Here is an 18,107-nt window from a genome sequence, read left to right as displayed (position 1 = left end):
TTTGACCCCCAGCAACGAGCTCGCTGAATTTTCCCTTCACTCTGTGCGACGTGTCCGATTTCTGTAACAAACCGTCTATCTAGCGGGCGTGAGGCAGGGAATGATTGCCGGCTTCATGCGGTACGTCGTGATAACAAGGAGAAGAAGATGTTGCGAGCGGTAAGGGGAGGGCTGCTGTTCGGCCTGCTGGGGAGCGCCGCGATGCCGGCGCTGGCGGACTACGTCACGGTGATTTCCTTCGGTGGCGCGAACAAGGAAGCCCAGGAGGCGGCCTTCTACAAACCGTTCAAGGAAGTGACCGGCAACGCCGTCGTCCACGGCTCCTACAACGGCGACCTGGCCAAGCTCAAACGCATGGTGGAGATCAGCCATGTGTCCTGGGACGTGGTGGAAGTCGAGGCCCCCGAGCTCGCGCGCGGTTGCGAGGAAGGGCTGTTCATGAAGCTCGACCCCAAGACCCTGGGCAACACCGCCGATTTCGTTCCCGGCGCCATACAGCCATGCGGCGTTGGCATCTTCGTCTGGACCACGCTGCTGGCTTACAACCAGAACAAGCTGCAGGGCACGCCCAGCAGCTGGGCGGATTTCTGGGACACGAAGAAATTCCCCGGCAAGCGCGGGCTGCGCTGGGGCGCCAAGTACAGCCTGGAGTTCGCCCTGATGGCCGACGGCGTCGCGCCCAGGGACGTCTACAAGGTGCTGTCCACCAATGACGGCGTCGACCGCGCCTTCCGCAAGCTCGACGAACTGAAGCCGAACATCAACTGGTGGAAGTCCGGGCAGGACCCGGTGCGTGATCTCGCCGACGGCAGCGTGGTGATGAGCTCGGCCTACAACGGCCGGATCGCCGCCGCGCAGGGCGAGCAGAAGGGCTTCCGTATGGTCTGGGCCGGCGGCATCTACGACTTCGACTTCTGGGCGCTGCCCTCGGGCGTGTTCAAGAAGGAACTGGCTGAGCAGTTCGTCAACTTCGCCGGCCAGCCGCAACAGCAGAAGGCCTTCGCCGAGAACATTGCCTACGGCCCGACCAACCGCAAGGCGGTGGAGCTGCTGGCGCCGGACGTGGCGGCCAACCTGCCGACCGCGCCGCAGAACATCGCCAATGCCGTCGGCATGGACGTGGCGTTCTGGGCTGAGCACGGCGATGCGCTGGAGAAGCGCTTCCAGGCCTGGGCCAAGCGCTGAGAGGGTATTCAGGCCCGTTGCAGAGCAGCGGGTCTGACATTTCAAATCGCCATTTTTTGTAGGGCAATCCCTACAAAGCATCCTCTCTAAGCCTTATAGCAATCTCTCATACCGCCCGATTTGCGCGCCGGTCCAGCTTCTCTAGGCTTGAGATCAACGGCATTTACAAAAAAACAAAGGTGCGGTGATGGCCGAGAATCAGGCAAACGATGTGCTGGTGAGTTTCCGTGGCGTGCAGAAGAGCTACGACGGCGAATCCCTCATCGTGAAGGACCTCAATCTGGACATTCGCAAAGGCGAATTCCTGACACTGCTGGGGCCGTCCGGTTCCGGCAAGACCACCAGCCTGATGATGCTGGCCGGTTTCGAAACTCCTACCGCCGGTGAAATCCAGCTCGCCGGCCGCGCCATCAACAACGTCCCCCCGCACAAGCGCGACATCGGCATGGTGTTCCAGAACTATGCGCTGTTCCCGCATATGACGGTGGCCGAGAATCTGGCCTTCCCGCTCTCCGTGCGCGGCATGAGCAAGACCGATGTCAGCGAGCGGGTGAAGCGTGCGCTGTCGATGGTCCAGCTCGACACCTTCGCCGGCCGCTATCCCGCCCAGCTTTCCGGTGGCCAGCAGCAACGTGTGGCCCTGGCCCGCGCGCTGGTCTTCGAGCCGCAACTGGTGCTGATGGACGAACCCCTGGGTGCGCTGGATAAACAGCTGCGTGAACACATGCAGATGGAGATCAAGCACATCCACCAGCGCCTCGGCGTGACCGTGGTCTACGTGACCCACGACCAGGGCGAAGCCCTGACCATGTCCGACCGCGTGGCGGTGTTCCACCAGGGCGAGATCCAGCAGATCGCCCCGCCGGCCGAGCTCTACGAGCACCCGCGCAACTCCTTCGTCGCCAACTTCATCGGCGAGAACAACCGCATCGCCGGCCAGCTCCAGGCTCGCGATGGAGACCGCTGCACCGTGGGCCTGGCCCGTGGCGAGAAGGTCGAGGCGCTGGCGGTCAACGTCGGCAACGTCGGTGACACCGTCAGCCTGTCGATCCGCCCCGAGCGCGTGCGCCTCAACGGCCACAGCGAAAACTGCGTGAACCGCTTCTCCGGCCGCGTCGCCGAGTTCATCTACCTGGGCGACCACGTGCGCATTCGCCTGGAGGTCTGCGGCCGTACCGATTTCTTCGTCAAACAGCCGATCGCCGAGCTCGATCCCGCGCTCAGTGTTGGCGACGTGGTTCCGCTGGGCTGGGAAGTCGAGCACGTCCGCGCGCTCGATCCGCTGTCCGCGGCGTAACGAAAGCGGACCGGCCACTCCCGGACGCATCCAAGAAAAACAAACTGCACACTGTGGAGACAACAATAATGTCGAAGTCCTTGAAAGCATCGGGGCTCAAACTCGCAGCGCTGACTCTGGGCGTGGCCTTTGCGGCCCAGTCCATGGCCGCCACCGACCTGACCGTGGTGTCCTTCGGCGGTGCCAACAAGAACGCCCAGGTGAAGGCGTTCTACGAGCCCTACGAAAAATCCACCGGCAACAAGATCGTCGCCGGCGAATACAACGGCGAGATGGCCAAGGTGAAGGCCATGGTCGACACCAACAGCGTCTCCTGGGACCTGGTGGAAGTCGAATCGCCGGAACTGGCCCGCGGCTGTGACGAAGGCCTGTTCGAAGAGATCGACCCGGCCATCCTCGGCAAGGCTGAAGACTACGTGCCGGGCGCCGTCAGCAACTGCGGCGTCGGCTTCTTCGTCTGGTCCACCGTGCTGGCCTACAACGCCGACAAGCTGAAGAGCGCGCCGACCAGCTGGGCCGATTTCTGGGACACCCAGAAATTCCCGGGCAAGCGCGGCCTGCGCAAGGGCGCCAAGTACACCCTGGAATTCGCCCTGATGGCCGACGGCGTCGCGCCCAAGGACGTCTACAAGGTGCTGGCCACCAAGGACGGTCAGGACCGCGCCTTCAAGAAACTCGACCAGATCAAGCCGAGCATCCAGTGGTGGGAAGCTGGCGCCCAGCCGCCGCAGTACCTCGCCTCCGGTGACGTGGTCATGAGCTCCGCCTACAACGGCCGCATCGCCGCCGTGCAGAAAGAGAGCAACCTGAAGATCGTCTGGAACGGCGGCATCTACGACTTCGACGCCTGGGCCATCCCGAAAGGCGCCAAGAAGAAGGACGAGAGCCTCAAGTTCATCGCCTTCTCGGTCCAGCCCGAGCAGCAGAAGACCTACTCCGAGAACATCGCCTACGGCCCGGTCAACAAGAACGCCGTACCGCTGCTGAGCAAGGACCTGCTGAAAGACATGCCGACTACCCCGGAAAACATGCAGGGCCAGGTTGGCATGGACGTGACCTTCTGGGCTGACTACGGCGAGCAGTTGGAGCAGCGCTTCAACGCCTGGGCTGCCAAGTAAGCAGCCGTCCCTTGCCGTCGCGGCTGCCCGAGCCGCGACGGACCGGAGCCGCCGTTCCCCCTCGCGGCGGTTCCTCCTGACACCACACCTTGGCCGCCCTCGGGCGGCCCGTTTTACCGGAGTTCGCTATGGCCACCGCTGTGTCTCTGAACGAGGTCGCCGGCCCCACCCTCAAGCAGCGCCTGGCGCGCGCGGAGCGGATGAACCGTCTGAAGTCCCAGGCGCTGGTGCTGCCCCTGCTGGTCTTCCTGCTGCTGACCTTCCTGGTGCCCATCGCGGCGCTGCTCTACAAGAGCGTGAACAACCCCGAGGTCGTCGGCGCGATGCCGCTGACCGTCAACGCCATTTCCGAATGGGACGGCAAGTCGCTGCCCTCGGATGCGGTGTACAAGGCGCTGAGCGAAGACCTGGTCGCCGCGCGCAAGAACCAGACCATCGGTGACCTTTCCAAGCGCCTGAACATGGAACTGGCCGGCTACCGCAGCCTGCTGTCCAAGACTGCCCGCGCGCTGCCGTTCAAGGAGCAGCCTGCATCGTACAAGGACGCCATGGAGGCCCTCGACGAGCGCTGGGGCGACCCGGCCTACTGGCAGGCGATCCGCCGCAATGCCAGCTCCGTCACGCCCTATTATCTGCTGGCGGCTCTGGATCACCGCATTGACGACCTGGGCGAGATTGCCCGCGCCACGCCCGACCAGTCGATCTACCTGGACATCTTCGCCCGCACCTTCTGGATGGGCGCGGTGATCACCCTGATCTGCCTGGCGCTGGCCTACCCGCTGGCCTACCTGCTGGCGATCCTGCCGACCCGCAAGTCCAACCTGCTGATGATCATGGTGTTGCTGCCGTTCTGGACCTCGATCCTGGTGCGTGTCGCCGCGTGGATCGTGCTGTTGCAGTCGGGCGGTCTGATCAACGGCGCGCTGCTGAAGATGGGCCTGATCGACCAGCCGCTGCAACTGGTGTTCAACCGCACCGGCGTGTACATCTCCATGGTGCACATCATGCTGCCGTTCATGATCCTGCCGATCTACAGCGTGATGAAGGGCATTTCCCCGAGCTACATGCGCGCCGCGATTTCCCTGGGCTGCCACCCGTTCGCCAGCTTCTGGAAGGTCTACTTCCCGCAGACCGTCGCGGGTGTCGGCGCCGGTTGCCTGCTGGTGTTCATCCTGTCGATCGGCTACTACATCACCCCGGCTCTGCTGGGCAGCCCGAACGACCAGATGGTCAGCTACTTCGTCGCCTTCTACACCAACACCACCATCAACTGGGGCATGGCCACGGCCCTGGGCGGCCTGCTGCTGTTCGCCACCCTGGTGCTCTACGTGATCTACGGCTGGCTGGTGGGCGCGAGCCGCCTGCGCCTGGGCTGATGAGGAGAACAAGAAGATGCTGAGTCCTTACATGTCCCCGGTCGAGCGCGTGTGGTTCTACACCCTGCGCATCCTCTGCGGCCTGATCCTGCTGTTCCTGGTGCTGCCGGTACTGGTCATCGTGCCGCTGTCGTTCAACTCCGGCACCTTCCTGGTTTACCCGCTGCAGGGCTTCTCCCTGCGCTGGTACGCCGACTTCTTCAACTCCGCCGAGTGGATGCGTGCGCTGACCAACAGCATCATCGTCGCCCCGGCGGCCACCGTGCTGGCGATGGTCTTCGGCACCCTGGCGTCGATCGGCCTGACCCGCGGCGACTTCCGCGGCAAGGCGCTGATCATGAGCCTGGTGATCTCGCCGATGGTCGTGCCGGTGGTGATCATCGGCGTGGCGAGCTACCTGTTCTTCGCGCCGCTGGGCCTGGGCAACAGCTATATCTCGCTGATCATCGTCCACGCGGTGCTCGGTGTGCCCTTCGTCATCATCACCGTGTCGGCGACCCTGCAGGGCTTCAACTACAACCTGGTGCGCGCCGCCGCCAGCCTGGGCGCGCCGCCGGTGCTGACCTTCTTCAAGGTCACCCTGCCGCTGATCGCCCCGGGGGTGATTTCCGGTGCGCTGTTCGCCTTCGCCACCTCCTTCGATGAAGTAGTGGTGACCCTGTTCCTCGCCGGCCCCGAGCAAGCCACCCTGCCGCGCCAGATGTTCAGCGGCATCCGCGAGAACCTCAGCCCGACCATCGCCGCTGCGGCGACCCTGCTGATCGGCTTCTCCGTCCTGCTCCTGCTGACCCTTGAGTGGCTGCGCGGCCGCAGCGAGAAACTGCGGACTGCACCGACTTCCTGATTCACAGTGTTTCGCGGACGTTTCCGTCCCTGTGCTCACCCACAGGGGCGGGATCGATCCGCGATTTTTTTGCCCGCTTTCCCTTCCGCTTCCAAGTCCTTTCCGTCTCGACTATCGGCCCAATCCCCTTCGAGCCTTCCGAGCGGCTACAATGCGCGCCATCCGTGATTTCCGCCCACAGAGGTGCGCCATGCAACCCTACGCCATCGCTCCGTCGATCCTTTCCGCCGACTTCGCCCGCCTGGGTGAGGACGTCGACAAGGTGCTCGCTGCCGGCGCCGATATCGTTCACTTCGACGTGATGGATAACCACTACGTGCCGAACCTCACCATCGGCCCGATGGTCTGCACGGCCCTGCGCAAGTACGGCGTCACCGCACCCATCGACGTGCACCTGATGGTCTCCCCGGTGGACCGCATCATCGGCGACTTCATCGAAGCCGGCGCCACCTACATCACCTTCCACCCGGAAGCCACCCAGCACATCGACCGTTCCCTGCAACTGATCAAGGACGGCGGCTGCAAGGCCGGCCTGGTGTTCAACCCGGCCACCTCGCTGGACGCGCTGAAGTACGTGATGGACAAGATCGACATGGTCCTGCTGATGAGCGTGAACCCCGGCTTTGGCGGGCAGAAGTTCATCCCCGGTACCCTCGACAAGCTGCGCGAAGCGCGCGCGCTGATCGATGCTTCCGGACGCGATATCCGCCTGGAAATCGACGGCGGGGTGAACGTGAAGAACATCCGCGAGATCGCCGCTGCTGGCGCCGACACCTTTGTCGCCGGCTCCGCGATCTTCAACGCACCGGACTACGCCGAGGTCATCCGCGCCATGCATGCCGAGCTGGCGCAGGCGCGCAAGTGATGAGCGCTGCACAACTGCCGTTCGCCGGGCTGCCGCGTCTGGTGATGTTCGACCTGGACGGCACCCTGGTGGACTCGGTCCCCGACCTCGCCGCGGCGGTGGACAAGATGCTGCTGGCGCTCGGGCGCCAGCCGGCCGGCCTGGACGCCGTGCGTCACTGGGTCGGCAATGGCGCGCGCGTACTGGTGCGCCGCGCCCTGGCGGGCGACATCGAGCATGAAAGTGTCAGTGAGGAAGACACCGAGCGCGCACTTGAGCTGTTCATGGAGGCTTACGCCGACAGCCATGCGTTGACCGTGGTCTACCCCGGCGTCATCGAGACCCTGAAGTGGCTGAAGAAGCGCGGCGTCGAGCTGGCGCTGATCACCAACAAGCCCGAGCGCTTCGTCGGCCCGCTGCTGGACGAAATGAAGCTGGGCAAGTTTTTCCGCTGGATCATTGGCGGCGACACCCTGCCGCAGCAGAAGCCTGACCCGGCTGCGCTGCTGTTCGTGATGAAAATGGCCGGTGTGTCGGCGGAGCAGGCGCTGTTCGTCGGCGATTCGCGCAACGACATTCTCGCCGCCAAGGCCGCCGGTGTGCGCAGTGTGGGTCTGAGCTACGGCTACAACCACGGTCGCCCCATCGCCGAGGAAACCCCGACACTGGTGCTCGACGACCTGCGCCATCTGCTGCCTTGCTTCGACTCGGGCAAAGCGATAGTGTTGCCCGACTCCGCTTCAAAACCCGCTCAGCGAGACAGCACCGTGGAAACGGCTCCCCACACACTCTGGATGAAAGTCATCAAGGCCCTGGCCCGCTGGCGCTGGCGCGCCTGACATCCTTTGGCCGGCCCGCCCGGCGTGTGTGCACCCAAGTCCGTTTCCCCCTCAGAGCCCGTTTACTATCTGCTGCGCGTCGGCGGCACTGCGTTGAAATCGCTTTCGAGATGCTCGTTTACTGCGTGTAAACTCCGCTCTCTCAAGCGATTTCGCCTTGTTCCGCTCTAGCTCGCGAGATCCTAAACAGGCTCTTATTCCACGAGGCTGATCATGACCCGCGAAGAATTCCAGCGCCTGGCCGTCGAAGGCTACAACCGCATTCCGCTGACCTGCGAAACCCTTGCCGACTTCGACACCCCGCTGTCGATCTACCTGAAGCTCGCCGACGGCCCGAACACCTACCTGCTCGAGTCCGTGCAGGGCGGCGAGAAGTGGGGCCGTTACTCGATCATCGGCTTGCCCAGCCGCACCGTGTTGCGCGTCTACGGTCACCAGGCGAGCATCAAGGTCGACGGCGTCGAAACCGAGAGCTTCGAGTGCGCCGACCCGCTGGCCTTCGTCGAGGAATTCAAGGAGCGCTACCGCGTGCCGACCATCGCCGGCCTGCCGCGTTTCAACGGTGGCCTGGTCGGCTACTTCGGCTATGACTGCGTGCGCTACGTCGAGCAGCGCCTGGCGCAGTGCCCGAACCCGGACCCGCTGAACAACCCGGACATCCTGCTGATGGTCTCCGACGCGGTAGTTGTCTTCGACAACCTCGCCGGCAAGATGCACGCGATCGTCCTCGCCGACCCGGCCCAGGCCGATGCCTACGACAAGGGCCTGGCACAACTGGATGAGCTGCTGGAGCGCCTGCGCCAGCCGATCACCCCGCGCCGCGGCCTGGACTTCAGCGCAGTCAATGCACCGGAGCCGCAGTTCCGCGCCAGCTTCACCCGCGAGGACTACGAGCGCGCGGTGGATACCGTGAAGGAGTACATCCTTGCCGGTGACTGCATGCAGGTCGTGCCGTCGCAGCGCATGTCCATCGACTTCAGCGCCGCGCCCATCGACCTCTACCGCGCGCTGCGCTGCTTCAACCCAACGCCGTACATGTACTTCTTCAACTTCGGCGACTTCCATGTCGTCGGCAGCTCGCCGGAAGTACTGGTGCGCGTCGAGGATGGCGAAGTCACCGTGCGGCCCATCGCCGGTACCCGCCCGCGTGGCGCGACCGAAGAGGCCGACCGCGCGCTGGAAGAAGACCTGCTGTCCGACGCCAAGGAAATCGCCGAGCACCTGATGCTCATCGACCTCGGTCGCAACGACGTCGGTCGCGTGTCGCAGACCGGCAGCGTGAAGGTCACCGAACAGATGGTGATCGAGCGCTACTCCAACGTGATGCACATCGTGTCCAACGTGAACGGCCAGCTCAAGCCGGAGCTGAGCGCGATGGACGCCCTGCGCGCCATCCTGCCGGCTGGCACCCTGTCCGGCGCACCGAAGATCCGCGCGATGGAAATCATCGACGAGCTGGAGCCGGTCAAGCGCGGTGTCTACGGTGGCGCTGTCGGCTACCTCGCCTGGAACGGCAACATGGATACCGCCATCGCCATCCGAACCGCGGTGATCAAGAACGGCGAACTCCACGTGCAGGCCGGCGGCGGCATCGTTGCCGACTCGGTGCCAGCGGCGGAGTGGGAAGAAACCATCAACAAGCGCCGCGCGATGTTCCGCGCCGTGGCGCTGGCCGAGCACACCGCGCGTTTGCACGGTAACGATTGAGTCGCTGACTCGACTGAAAAGCCCCGCTTCGGCGGGGCTTTTTCTTTTCGCAGGAGCGGACTCCGTCCGCGGCGGGGCGGCGCGGTTCGTGGATATCGCGGACAGAATCCGCTTGTGCCAGATGGTTTCACGCTCAGATCGACCCTCACCCTAACCCTCTCCCAGAGGGAGAGGGGACCGTTCGGCGCAGGATGAAATCTTGGCGTCAGCCGGCGCAATCGGCTTCCTCTCCCTTCGGAGTGGCGCGCGCAGCCAGGGTTGGGGAGAGGGAAACTCCCCACGCAAAAGTTTCTCAATTGCACGGCTTTTCGTAGGAGCGAGCTTGCTCGCGAACAGCGTTCGCCGGCGGCCCCCGACGTTAAGCGGGTTCGCGAGCAAGCTTGCTCCTACAAGAGCCCAATCACCCAGCCTGGCGCGCCTCCACCACCTGCAGATTCGCTTTGCGCCGGGCAAGGGCGGCGTCTGCCTGCTGTGAACGTTCTTCCACATACGCAGCGAGGTGATCCACTGCGACGTACTGCATCGCCTTGTGGCTGTCGTCCAGGGTGGTCACCGGCAGGGCGATGCGCCCGCAGGACAGTGCCTTGCTGAAATTCTCCCGGTTCAGGTTGCGGAACCAGCGCTCGCGCACCTGCTCCAGCGGCACCAGGACGTCCCCGAAAATCTGATAGACCAGGCTCACCGTCTCCGGGCGCGGGGCGGGGCGAATAGCGGCGGTCGACTGCATGGGACTCTCCTGTTCCGATGGTGGTAGCGACAGGAGTAAATATAGCAAAGGTTGTATTTGTATTCAATCGCCGAGCAGAGAAAACCCCGCCGAAGCGGGGTCTTCCTCATGCGAAACAGGCTCAGCGAACCAGCGTCGGTGCGCGGCGATGGCGCACCGTGGACCACCAGAACACCCAGCCGATCATGCGGATTTGGCCGCTGTCGAACTGCTCCGCCGGGTATTCCTCGTCGGGGTATTCGTCACGGTTGAAGCTGCGCAGGCGGATGCCGCCACCGGGCAGGCGATAGACGAACTTCACCCGCAGCATGCCCTCGTGTTCCAGGGCATAGATCTCGCCGTCGGTGATGTGCGTGGTGGCCGTGTCGATGCCGATGGTGGAGCCATCCATGATCAGCGGTTCCATGCTGTTGCCGGTGAGCTGGGCGCAGATCGCCGCCGCCGGGTCGACCCCCGCCGCGCGCAGAGTGGCGTAGGAGAAACGCAGCTTGCGCCCCTCTATCTCGCGCACTGCGGTGCGTCCGGCGCCGGCCGCCAGTTCCACTTCCTTGTACAGGCGTAGTTCCACTTCGTCCTCGTCCAGCGGTGTGTCGCTATCCCATGGGTGCAGTGGTTCCAGGCGCAGCGGGCTGCCATCGGCAGGGCGTGGCGCGGGGGCGCTGGTGGCCGCGGTCGGCGAGCCTTCGCCGGTGGCCAGCCAGGTCGGCGAGACGCCCAGCGCGCTGGCGATCTCGATCAGCTTGCGCGTGCTCTGTGCCTTGCCCGAGGTCAGCTTGTGGATGGTGTTCTGCGAAACCCCGGCGGCTTCGGCCAGGGTTTCCTGCTTGAGGTTACGCGAGGCCATTGCCTGTTTCAGGCGGTCGGCCAGCGTCGATGAGGGTGAGTTTTCCATGGGAGCACTCTACCTCCTGGGTTGTAGCGTGTAAATAGCTTTGGTGTTGACTAAATATAGCTATGGTTGTAATCATAAAAGCCAGCAGCCAAACGAAGAGATGAATTGCAGTTCGGCTGAAGGGAGGCGAACGGCTTCCCCCTCACCGCGGCAAGGATGCCGCGGGTTGCCTGCGAAGCGCGATGCGCGGGGCAGGCTGGAGGGCGCGGGCGGGCCAGGGAGGTGCCGCCCGCGCACCGGCAAGGGACGCCACCACGATGGTCAGGCGTCCGCGACGAACAGATCGCGACTGACCACCACAGGCCGACCGAAGGCTCGGCGACCACGGAGGGCAGGTCGCCAGGAGGACCTTCATGAATCAACACCTGCAACACGCCAGGCATTCCACTCGTACCGCCGACGCGGAGGTGCGCCGTGGCTGATATCGCCGACTACGCCAACGACCTGGTGCTCGACCGCATCGAGGACCTGCTGCACAGCCGTCGTTCTCGCCTGGCGGTCAGTTCCGCCGAGTACTGCGAAGACTGCGGCGAGGACATCCCGCCGGCGCGCCGCCTGGCCGCGCCGGGCTGCACACGCTGCATCGACTGCCAGGCAATGGATGAACTGGAGCGGCGGCACTGAGCCGCCAGGGAGAAACGCCGTGATCAAGCCGATCGATGAAATGCTCAAGCTCTGGGCCGAAGAGATGCACAACCCCGGCAGCGCGGGCGGTGGCTACGCCGGCGGCAACCTGCTGGCGATGATGATCGCCAACAAGGGCGAGATGATCCGCGGCACCCGGGGCAGCAAGGTGATCCTCGACCGCGTTGCCGAACTGGACCTGATCATCAACCAGCTGCCCGATGAGCAGAAGGACGTCGTCACCGAGCACTACCTCAACCGCGACAGCGAAGCCGCGCAGAAGTACCGGCACTGCCGCTGCAGCCGCAACACCTTCTACCTGCGCCTGCACGTGGCACACCAGAGTATCCAGTCGCGGCTGATGCGCCGCGCCGCCTGAGTCCCCCCGGTAACCATTCGAAGCCCGGCCTTGCGCCGGGCTTCTTGTTTCGCGCGGGCGGCATTGCGCTATGCTCGCGGCCCATGACGACTCCCATCTCTGTCCGCCGCGCGGGGCCTGCCGACGCAGAGGCTATCCTGCGTATCCTCGGCGAAACCTACGAGGCCACCTGGAAGCCCGCACTGAGCGCCGAGGCCATCGCCTGCTTCGAGGCCTCTGCGCATACCGCCGCCTACGTGCGCGAGCGCCTGGCGCATTTCCAGGTCGCCTGCATCGATGGCGAGATCGTCGGCCTGCTCGATTGGCGCGACGACTTCATCGATGCCCTGCACGTCTCACCCGGCCAGCAGCGCCGTGGCATTGGTGCTGTGTTGCTGGATCACGCGGAACAGAAAATCCGCGCTGCAGGTTTCTCTCAGGCCCGGTTGGAGACCGATACCTTCAACCATCAGGCGCGCGCCTTCTATGGCAAGCATGGCTATGCGGAAGTCGATTTCTACCCTGACGAGGAGTGGCACAGCGGCTTTACCACCGTGCTGATGATCAAGCCCTCTGAAATTTCCGAAGGTTGATTTCTGCGTTTCGGCAGCACATTACGGTGTGTCATCTGTGTATTGCAGCGCATTCCCCGAGAAGCCTTGTCCCAGCGGGAATCGGGGGGTAAAAAGTAGTCATTCTTGTAAAGGTGCGTCCCCAGGGAGCACAACGCGAAACCTTAAAAAAGCCCGGCCATTGAGCCGGGCTTTTTCATGCCCGCGTTTTTTGATCCGTCGACTTCGGCGGTTCGCCGGCGGTCAGGCCGGCAGTCATCCCCGGCCGGCTGATAGCCGCCGGTTTCGCCCGTTCGCGGGCGTCTTTATCCAAGGTGAGCCAATGGGCAACGAACCTCAGACCCTGGCCGATGTGCCTTTGTGGGGGTTGATCCTGCTCGCAGTTGCGGGCGGCATCAGCGGTGAAATGTGGCGCGCCGACAAGGCCGGTCTGGGCGGCTGGCGGTTGCTGCGGCGGCTGGCGTTGCGTTCCGGCGCTTCGATCGTCTGCGGCATGGCGGTGATGTTCCTGGCCATGGCCTGTGGCGCCTCGCTGACGCTGGCTGCTGCCATCGGCAGCCTGACGGCGGCGGCCGGTGCAGAGATCGCCGTCGGCCTCTACGAACGCTGGGCGGCCAAGCGCCTGGGCGTCTGCGAACTGCCGCCAAGCGAGCGCGGACAAGAGTGATGCTTCAAGGAGACGACATGTCCGAACAACCTTTGACCCTCGCCCTGCTGCTCGACACGGTGGAGGAGGCGCTATCCACGCGATTGACCGAGATCGGCGCCTTTCTGCGTGGCCCACTCAAGCAAGCACCGGCGACACTTCCTGCGCTGGCGCTGGAGTACGCCGGCCTGCTGCCCGGGCGAGACCCCGGCAATGGGCAGACGGTGCTGATCTGCCGGCTGCAGGCGCGCATCCTGGTGCCGCGCGACGACGCGCAAGCCGAGGCGCTCGCGCTGCGCAATGTCGCCGCGCTGGCGGTGCTGTTGCGCGCCCAGAACTGGGGGTTGGAGCTGGAGCCAGTGAGCTTCATCCAGGCCCAGCCGGAACTTGACAATCCCCAGCTCGCGGCCTGCCGCGTGTGGCTGGTGGAGTGGCAACAGCCGGTGCTGCTGGGTGAAACCGAGTGGCCGTGGGAAGACCAGCCACCGGGAAGCCTGGTGCTGGGCTTCGACCCCGAGACCGGCCCCGGCCACGAGGACGACTACTTCGATCCGGGAGCCCTGCAATGAACCAGGACTACGTCAGCGCCGAGCATGACCGCATGCTCGCCGCGCTGGTCATGCCTTGCGAGGTGGTGGCGGTGGACCTGGCGGCAGCACGGGTGCGGGTGCGTTCCGGCGAGTGGACCAGCGCCTGGGTGCGCTGGCACGCGCAGGCTGCCGGCGTCGCCCGGCATTGGCGTGCGCCGAGTCTGGGCGAGCAGGGCGTGTTGCTCAGCCCTTCCGGCACGGCCGCCATGGGCACCTTCATACCGGGGCTGTTCGGCGCGGCATCGGCGCCGCCGAACAACCGTGGCGAGGTGGAGAGCTGGCATTTTCCCGACGGCGCGATGCTGAGCTACGACTGGCAGGCGCATCGCTACGACCTGCAACTGCCTGCCGGTAGTGCAACGGTGAAGGTCGGTGGCACCCAGGTGGTGATCGACCCTGGCGCGGTGACTGTCAGCGCCGCCAGTATCCAGCTGAGCGGGCCGGTGAACATCAAGGGTGCGCTGACGGTGAACGGCAATATCAGCAGTACCGGCTCGATCATGGATACCGCCGGCAACAGCAACCACCACACCCATTGAAGTCGTATCGACTTCCCACCCGGGCCCGCCAAGTGCGGGCCTTTGCATTTCTGGAGACCTGCCATGGGCAACTTTTCCCGTGCGCACACTGAGCGGCGGAGGGCGCGGCCATGATCGGCATGGATCGACGCAACGGCCAGCCGCTCGGCGCGCTGGCGCACCTCAAGCAATCCATCGAGGACATTCTCACCACGCCGCTGGGCAGCCGGCGCATGCGCCCCGAGTACGGCAGTCGCCTGCGGCGCATGGTCGATCTGCCGGTGACCGAAGGCTGGAAGGGCGCGGTACAGGCCGAAGTGGCCCGCGCTATCGGCCGCTGGGAGCCACGTCTGCGACTGAGTTCCGTGCAGGTGGTGGCAGTGGTCGCCGGCGGCGTTTCGCTGCGCCTGCGCGGCGTCTACCTGGGCGATGAAATCGGATTGGAGGTGGCGGCATGAGCTTGATCGACCTGTCTCAACTGCCCGCCCCCGAGGTGGTGGAGAGCCTCGACTACGAAACGCTCTACGAGGAGTTGCTGGCGGACTTTCGCAGCGCCATGGGCGAAGGCTGGAATGCCGCGGTGGAATCCGATCCGGTGGTCAAGCTGCTCGAGCTGGCGGCTTATCGCGAGTTGCTGCTGCGTGCGCGGATCAACGACGCCGCCCGTGCAGTGCTGCTCGGCTATGCGACCCAGGGCGACCTCGACCAACTGGCCGCCGGCTACAACGTCAAACGCCTGGTGATTCAGCAGGCGGACGCCACTACTTCACCGCCGACGCCGGCCGTGCTGGAGGGCGACGACTCGCTGCGCAACCGCACCCAGTTGGCCTTCGACCAGTTGTCGGTGGCCGGCCCGCGCAATGCCTACGTGGCCTTTGCACTCGGCGCCGATGGACGTATTGCCGATGTCTCGGCGATCAGTCCGCAGCCGTGCCAAGCGCTGGTCAGCGTGCTGTCGTCCGAGGGCAATGGTGCTGCCTCGGAAGAGCTGCTCCAGGCGGTGCGCACTGCGCTGAATGATGAGGATGTGCGCCCGGTAGGCGACCGTCTCACGGTGCAGTCCGCCGCCATCGTGCCTTACCAGGTCGATGCCGTGCTCTACATCTACCCGGGGCCGGAGGCCGAGCTGATCCAGCAGGCTGCCGAAGCGTCGCTGCAGGGCTATATCGCCACCCAGCGCCGCATCGGCCGGGATATCCGCCGCAGCGCGCTGTTCGCCGCCCTGCATGTGGAGGGTGTGCAGCGCGTCGAGCTGGCCAAGCCGGCGGCCGATGTGGTGCTCGATTCCACCCAGGCGGCGTATTGCAGCGGCTACCAGATCCGTGTCGGTGGCTCCGATGAGTAGCCGCCTGCTGCCGATCAATTCGACACCGCTGGAGCGCGTCCTGGCTGATGTGCAGGTCGCCGACCTGCCGGTGCCCCTGCGCGAACTGATGGACCCGCAACGCTGCCCTGTCGCGCTGTTGCCTTACCTGGCCTGGGCCTGGTCGGTGGACCGCTGGGACCCGGCCTGGAGCGAGGCGGTGAAGCGCAAGGCGGTGGCCGCGGCCTTCCGCATCCACCAGCACAAGGGAACCATCGCCGCGCTGCGGCGGGTGATCGAACCGCTGGGCTACCTGATCGAGATCATCGAGTGGTGGCAGGGCACTCCCATGGGCGAGCCGGGCACCTTCCGGCTGCGCATCGGTGTGCTCGACAGCGGCATCAGCGAAGAAATGTACCAGGAGGTGGAGCGTCTGATCGAAGACGCCAAACCGCTCACGCGGCACCTCATCGGGCTGGATATCAGCCTGGAATCCCAGGGGCGGATCACCGTCGGCTCCGGGCAATACGACGGCGACATCGTCACCGTCTACCCCTACCTCCCGGATGTGATCGAAGCACTCGGCAGCTACGGCTTGCCGGGACGGGAGCACACCATCGATAGCTTGAGCGTCTACCCATGGCCGTAACCTACTACGCACTTCTCACCACGATCGGTGCCGGCAAGCTGGCGAATGCCACCGCGCTGGGCACTACCCTGAAAATCACCCAGCTCGCCCTGGGCGACGGCGGCGGCAATGTGCCGACCCCCGACGCCAGCCGCACGCAGCTGGTCAACGAAGTCCGCCGCGCGCCGCTGAACCGCCTGAGCGTCGACCCGGCGAACAACTCGCAGATCATCGCCGAACAGGTCATCCCCGAAGATGTGGGCGGCTGGTGGATCCGCGAGATGGGCCTGTACGACGAAGCCGGCGCGCTGATCGCCTACGCCAACTGCGCGCCCTCCTATAAACCGCAACTGGCCGAAGGCAGCGGCCGCACCCAGACCGTGCGCATCGTGCTGATCGTCAGCAATGCGGCGTCGGTGGAGCTGAAGATCGATCCGAGCGTGGTGCTGGCGACTCGGGAGTATGTGGATAACTCCATCGTCACGGCGCTGAATCGGCTGGATTACAAGCAGTCGGTGCGTGTGGCGACTACCGCGAGCATCACCCTGAGCGGACTGCAGACGGTGGATGGTGTCGCGCTGGCCGCGGGGGACCGCGTACTGGTGAAGAACCAGACCAACGCCGTGGACAATGGTCTGTATGTCGTCGCTACCAGCGCCTGGAAACGTGCGACCGATGCTGATGAGAACAGCGAGGTCACGCCGGGGCTCACCGTTACCGTGGAGAGCGGTACCGTTCAGGCGGACAGCGTCTGGCAGTTGGTAACCGACGGTACGATTGTCCTGGGCACCACGGCGCTGGCGTTCCAGAACATTACCAATGGGTTGGCGAAGCTGGCGTCGCCGAGCTTCACCGGTACCCCGACAGCTCCGACTGCTGCCAGCGAGCGCAACGATACTGCCGTGGCCACCACGGCTTTTGTCTGGAATTTCCTGCGCGACAAGGTCGGCCTCGGCGCAGTGAGCACTGGTCCTAGCATGGCGGACATAGATGATGTGAGCCTGCCGGCTGGCCTCTACTATGTCGGCTCGACGACGGTCGGGGCTCCCGTCAGCAGTTCTGGGGTAGTGCTGCACAAGATTTATGGTGTGGCTGGCTTCCAGCTTTTTCAACCGATCTCCAGCGATCGACTTCTGTTCAGGCGTCGTAGCGCGTCGGCTTGGCTGTCCTGGCAAGAGCTGACGACCCAGGCTTCGTTGTCGGCAGCGCTAGGGGCGGTCGGACTGGGAGCTTCCAGTTATCAACCGAACTGGCCCAATGCATCACTTGATGACTGCAGCAACGTTGTGTCGGGGATCTATCGCAGTATTGCAACGACCACGGGGATACCGGTGGGGTATTCGCCAACTCTGACGGTGCAGTTCTGGGTTCGTAGCGCTGACCAGGCGGGTGTGTTCCAGGCGATCCAGTGTGTGCAGGACACCAATAGTGGTCGTAGCGGCTGGCGTAGTTGTACTGGGAATGGCTCGGCGGCCGCGCCAATCTGGTCAGCTTGGAAAGACATCGCGGTAACCGATAGCCCTGCATTCACTGGAGTACCAACCGCGCCGACAGCGGCGGCCGGGGTGAACTCCACGCAGTTGGCGACTACTGCTTTCGTTCAGACAGCGATTGCGCCAATGGCTCCCCGGAGTTCTCCAGTGTTGACCGGGAATCCGACGGCGCCTACTCCTGCGCAATTCGATAACGACACTTCGCTAGCAACTACGGCATTCGTTCAACGAGCGATCGGGAACATGGCCTCAGTCCTCTACGTCAGTGCCGCAACGACATTGACTGCCGCCGACACCGGTAAATACGTGCTGGCATCTGGAGCTTCTGGTTACAACATCGTATTACCTGCCATAGCCGCCGTTATCGAAGGCGCTACGTTGGAAATCGGCAGCAGCAATGCTGCTGCTCTCGTATTGCAGGCACAGGGTACCGACAAGATATATCCATTGACCGGTGGCTTGATGGGCTCTTTTGTATTGGGGCCGGGAGAAAACATCTGCCTGATTAAATCCGGTGGGTCTTGGATCATCAGTTCTGGCTCTGCA

19 protein-coding genes and 1 pseudogene are annotated in these 18,107 nt (G+C 64.4%); 18 read left to right on the top strand and 2 right to left on the bottom strand.

The genetic code is table 11. The features are described 5' to 3' along the window. The first annotated feature begins 147 nt into the window (after positions 1–147). The 8 genes from N5C91_RS24885 to trpE all read left to right on the top strand — a co-directional run bounded on the left by N5C91_RS24885 (position 148) and on the right by trpE (position 9,210). Positions 148–1,185 carry an ABC transporter substrate-binding protein gene (locus N5C91_RS24885; protein ID WP_236172621.1) on the top strand — a complete coding sequence of 346 codons (1,038 nt, stop codon included), beginning with the start codon at positions 148–150 and terminating at the stop codon, positions 1,183–1,185. A 187-nt stretch (positions 1,186–1,372) separates the two neighbouring features. Then, on the top strand, positions 1,373–2,482 hold the full coding sequence (locus N5C91_RS24880; RefSeq protein ID WP_024763595.1) for an ABC transporter ATP-binding protein: 1,110 nt from the start codon (positions 1,373–1,375) through the stop codon (positions 2,480–2,482). 68 nt (positions 2,483–2,550) lie between these two features. Next, positions 2,551–3,600 (top strand): ABC transporter substrate-binding protein, encoded by a 1,050-nt coding sequence (locus N5C91_RS24875; RefSeq protein WP_169942396.1) that lies wholly within the window; start codon positions 2,551–2,553, stop codon positions 3,598–3,600. Positions 3,601–3,728: 128 nt separating this feature from the next. Beyond that, a complete protein-coding gene (locus tag N5C91_RS24870) occupies positions 3,729–4,976 on the top strand; it encodes an ABC transporter permease (RefSeq protein WP_054908040.1) in 1,248 nt (415 codons plus the stop codon). 16 nt (positions 4,977–4,992) lie between these two features. Beyond that, positions 4,993–5,820 (top strand): ABC transporter permease, encoded by an 828-nt coding sequence (locus N5C91_RS24865; protein ID WP_054908041.1) that lies wholly within the window; start codon positions 4,993–4,995, stop codon positions 5,818–5,820. Positions 5,821–6,010: 190 nt separating this feature from the next. Next, entirely contained in the window at positions 6,011–6,685 is a 675-nt protein-coding gene (rpe, locus tag N5C91_RS24860; protein WP_045212681.1) for a ribulose-phosphate 3-epimerase, read from the top strand. Beyond that, a complete protein-coding gene (locus N5C91_RS24855; protein ID WP_279832725.1) occupies positions 6,685–7,503 on the top strand; it encodes a phosphoglycolate phosphatase in 819 nt (272 codons plus the stop codon). Before rpe ends, N5C91_RS24855 begins: the two co-directional genes overlap by 1 nt. A 213-nt stretch (positions 7,504–7,716) precedes the next feature. Further along, positions 7,717–9,210, top strand: a complete 1,494-nt coding sequence (gene trpE, locus N5C91_RS24850) for an anthranilate synthase component I (protein ID WP_279832722.1) — start codon at positions 7,717–7,719, stop codon at positions 9,208–9,210. Positions 9,211–9,610: 400 nt separating this feature from the next. Here the strand turns inward: trpE and N5C91_RS24845 are convergent, their stop codons facing one another. Beyond that, positions 9,611–9,937, bottom strand: coding sequence for a pyocin activator PrtN family protein (locus N5C91_RS24845; RefSeq protein WP_236172617.1), 327 nt, complete (start codon positions 9,935–9,937; stop codon positions 9,611–9,613). A 121-nt stretch (positions 9,938–10,058) separates the two neighbouring features. Beyond that, positions 10,059–10,829, bottom strand: coding sequence for a helix-turn-helix transcriptional regulator (locus N5C91_RS24840; protein WP_236201370.1), 771 nt, complete (start codon positions 10,827–10,829; stop codon positions 10,059–10,061). A gap of 414 nt (positions 10,830–11,243) precedes the next feature. On the opposite strand from N5C91_RS24840, the gene N5C91_RS24835 reads away from it, so the two are divergent. From N5C91_RS24835 to N5C91_RS24790, 10 genes and pseudogenes are all read left to right on the top strand, one after another. Beyond that, positions 11,244–11,453, top strand: coding sequence for a TraR/DksA C4-type zinc finger protein (locus tag N5C91_RS24835; RefSeq protein WP_236172615.1), 210 nt, complete (start codon positions 11,244–11,246; stop codon positions 11,451–11,453). Between the two features lie 19 nt (positions 11,454–11,472). Next, complete coding sequence (locus N5C91_RS24830) at positions 11,473–11,832, top strand: hypothetical protein (RefSeq protein WP_236201371.1); 360 nt, start codon at positions 11,473–11,475, stop codon at positions 11,830–11,832. An 83-nt stretch (positions 11,833–11,915) separates the two neighbouring features. Next, positions 11,916–12,404, top strand: a complete 489-nt coding sequence (locus tag N5C91_RS24825) for a GNAT family N-acetyltransferase (RefSeq protein WP_279832721.1) — start codon at positions 11,916–11,918, stop codon at positions 12,402–12,404. Positions 12,405–12,705: 301 nt separating this feature from the next. Next, the gene (locus N5C91_RS24820) at positions 12,706–13,050 is read left to right on the top strand and encodes a phage holin family protein (RefSeq protein ID WP_024763586.1); all 345 of its coding nucleotides are present in this window, start codon (positions 12,706–12,708) and stop codon (positions 13,048–13,050) included. 17 nt (positions 13,051–13,067) lie between these two features. Then, complete coding sequence (locus N5C91_RS24815) at positions 13,068–13,598, top strand: hypothetical protein (RefSeq protein WP_236201373.1); 531 nt, start codon at positions 13,068–13,070, stop codon at positions 13,596–13,598. Continuing rightward, positions 13,595–14,158, top strand: a complete 564-nt coding sequence (locus N5C91_RS24810) for a phage baseplate assembly protein V (RefSeq protein WP_279832719.1) — start codon at positions 13,595–13,597, stop codon at positions 14,156–14,158. The genes N5C91_RS24815 and N5C91_RS24810 overlap by 4 nt, the downstream gene beginning before the upstream one ends. Positions 14,159–14,268: 110 nt before the next feature. After that, entirely contained in the window at positions 14,269–14,595 is a 327-nt protein-coding gene (locus N5C91_RS24805) for a GPW/gp25 family protein (RefSeq protein WP_279832718.1), read from the top strand. After that, a complete protein-coding gene (locus N5C91_RS24800) occupies positions 14,592–15,482 on the top strand; it encodes a baseplate J/gp47 family protein (protein ID WP_279832717.1) in 891 nt (296 codons plus the stop codon). Before N5C91_RS24805 ends, N5C91_RS24800 begins: the two co-directional genes overlap by 4 nt. Beyond that, positions 15,475–16,089, top strand: a complete 615-nt coding sequence (locus N5C91_RS24795; RefSeq protein WP_279832715.1) for a phage tail protein I — start codon at positions 15,475–15,477, stop codon at positions 16,087–16,089. The genes N5C91_RS24800 and N5C91_RS24795 overlap by 8 nt, the downstream gene beginning before the upstream one ends. Next, positions 16,080–16,949 (top strand): annotated as a pseudogene (locus N5C91_RS24790) (phage tail protein); the annotation flags it as partial. The gene N5C91_RS24795 and the pseudogene N5C91_RS24790, both read left to right, overlap by 10 nt. Positions 16,950–18,107 lie beyond the last annotated feature (1,158 nt).

The organism is Pseudomonas sp. GD03903 (genome assembly GCF_029840045.1).
GTDB classification, from domain to species: Bacteria; Pseudomonadota; Gammaproteobacteria; order Pseudomonadales; family Pseudomonadaceae; genus Pseudomonas; species Pseudomonas pseudonitroreducens.
Note: the sequence above shows the minus strand (reverse complement) of the source record. Positions and strands in the feature narration are given on the sequence as shown.

Excerpts from the sequence above, each read along its gene's own strand:
- N5C91_RS24885 (WP_236172621.1), top strand. The coding sequence starts at position 148 with ATGTTGCGAGCGGTAAGGGGAGGGCTGCTGTTCGGCCTGCTGGGGAGC.
- N5C91_RS24880 (WP_024763595.1), top strand. The coding sequence starts at position 1,373 with ATGGCCGAGAATCAGGCAAACGATGTGCTGGTGAGTTTCCGTGGCGTG.
- N5C91_RS24875 (WP_169942396.1), top strand. The coding sequence starts at position 2,551 with ATGTCGAAGTCCTTGAAAGCATCGGGGCTCAAACTCGCAGCGCTGACT.
- N5C91_RS24870 (WP_054908040.1), top strand. The coding sequence starts at position 3,729 with ATGGCCACCGCTGTGTCTCTGAACGAGGTCGCCGGCCCCACCCTCAAG.
- N5C91_RS24865 (WP_054908041.1), top strand. The coding sequence starts at position 4,993 with ATGCTGAGTCCTTACATGTCCCCGGTCGAGCGCGTGTGGTTCTACACC.
- rpe (WP_045212681.1), top strand. The coding sequence starts at position 6,011 with ATGCAACCCTACGCCATCGCTCCGTCGATCCTTTCCGCCGACTTCGCC.
- N5C91_RS24855 (WP_279832725.1), top strand. The coding sequence starts at position 6,685 with ATGAGCGCTGCACAACTGCCGTTCGCCGGGCTGCCGCGTCTGGTGATG.
- trpE (WP_279832722.1), top strand. The coding sequence starts at position 7,717 with ATGACCCGCGAAGAATTCCAGCGCCTGGCCGTCGAAGGCTACAACCGC.
- N5C91_RS24845 (WP_236172617.1), bottom strand. The coding sequence starts at position 9,937 with ATGCAGTCGACCGCCGCTATTCGCCCCGCCCCGCGCCCGGAGACGGTG.
- N5C91_RS24840 (WP_236201370.1), bottom strand. The coding sequence starts at position 10,829 with ATGGAAAACTCACCCTCATCGACGCTGGCCGACCGCCTGAAACAGGCA.
- N5C91_RS24825 (WP_279832721.1), top strand. The coding sequence starts at position 11,916 with ATGACGACTCCCATCTCTGTCCGCCGCGCGGGGCCTGCCGACGCAGAG.
- N5C91_RS24820 (WP_024763586.1), top strand. The coding sequence starts at position 12,706 with ATGGGCAACGAACCTCAGACCCTGGCCGATGTGCCTTTGTGGGGGTTG.
- N5C91_RS24815 (WP_236201373.1), top strand. The coding sequence starts at position 13,068 with ATGTCCGAACAACCTTTGACCCTCGCCCTGCTGCTCGACACGGTGGAG.
- N5C91_RS24810 (WP_279832719.1), top strand. The coding sequence starts at position 13,595 with ATGAACCAGGACTACGTCAGCGCCGAGCATGACCGCATGCTCGCCGCG.
- N5C91_RS24805 (WP_279832718.1), top strand. The coding sequence starts at position 14,269 with ATGATCGGCATGGATCGACGCAACGGCCAGCCGCTCGGCGCGCTGGCG.
- N5C91_RS24800 (WP_279832717.1), top strand. The coding sequence starts at position 14,592 with ATGAGCTTGATCGACCTGTCTCAACTGCCCGCCCCCGAGGTGGTGGAG.
- N5C91_RS24795 (WP_279832715.1), top strand. The coding sequence starts at position 15,475 with ATGAGTAGCCGCCTGCTGCCGATCAATTCGACACCGCTGGAGCGCGTC.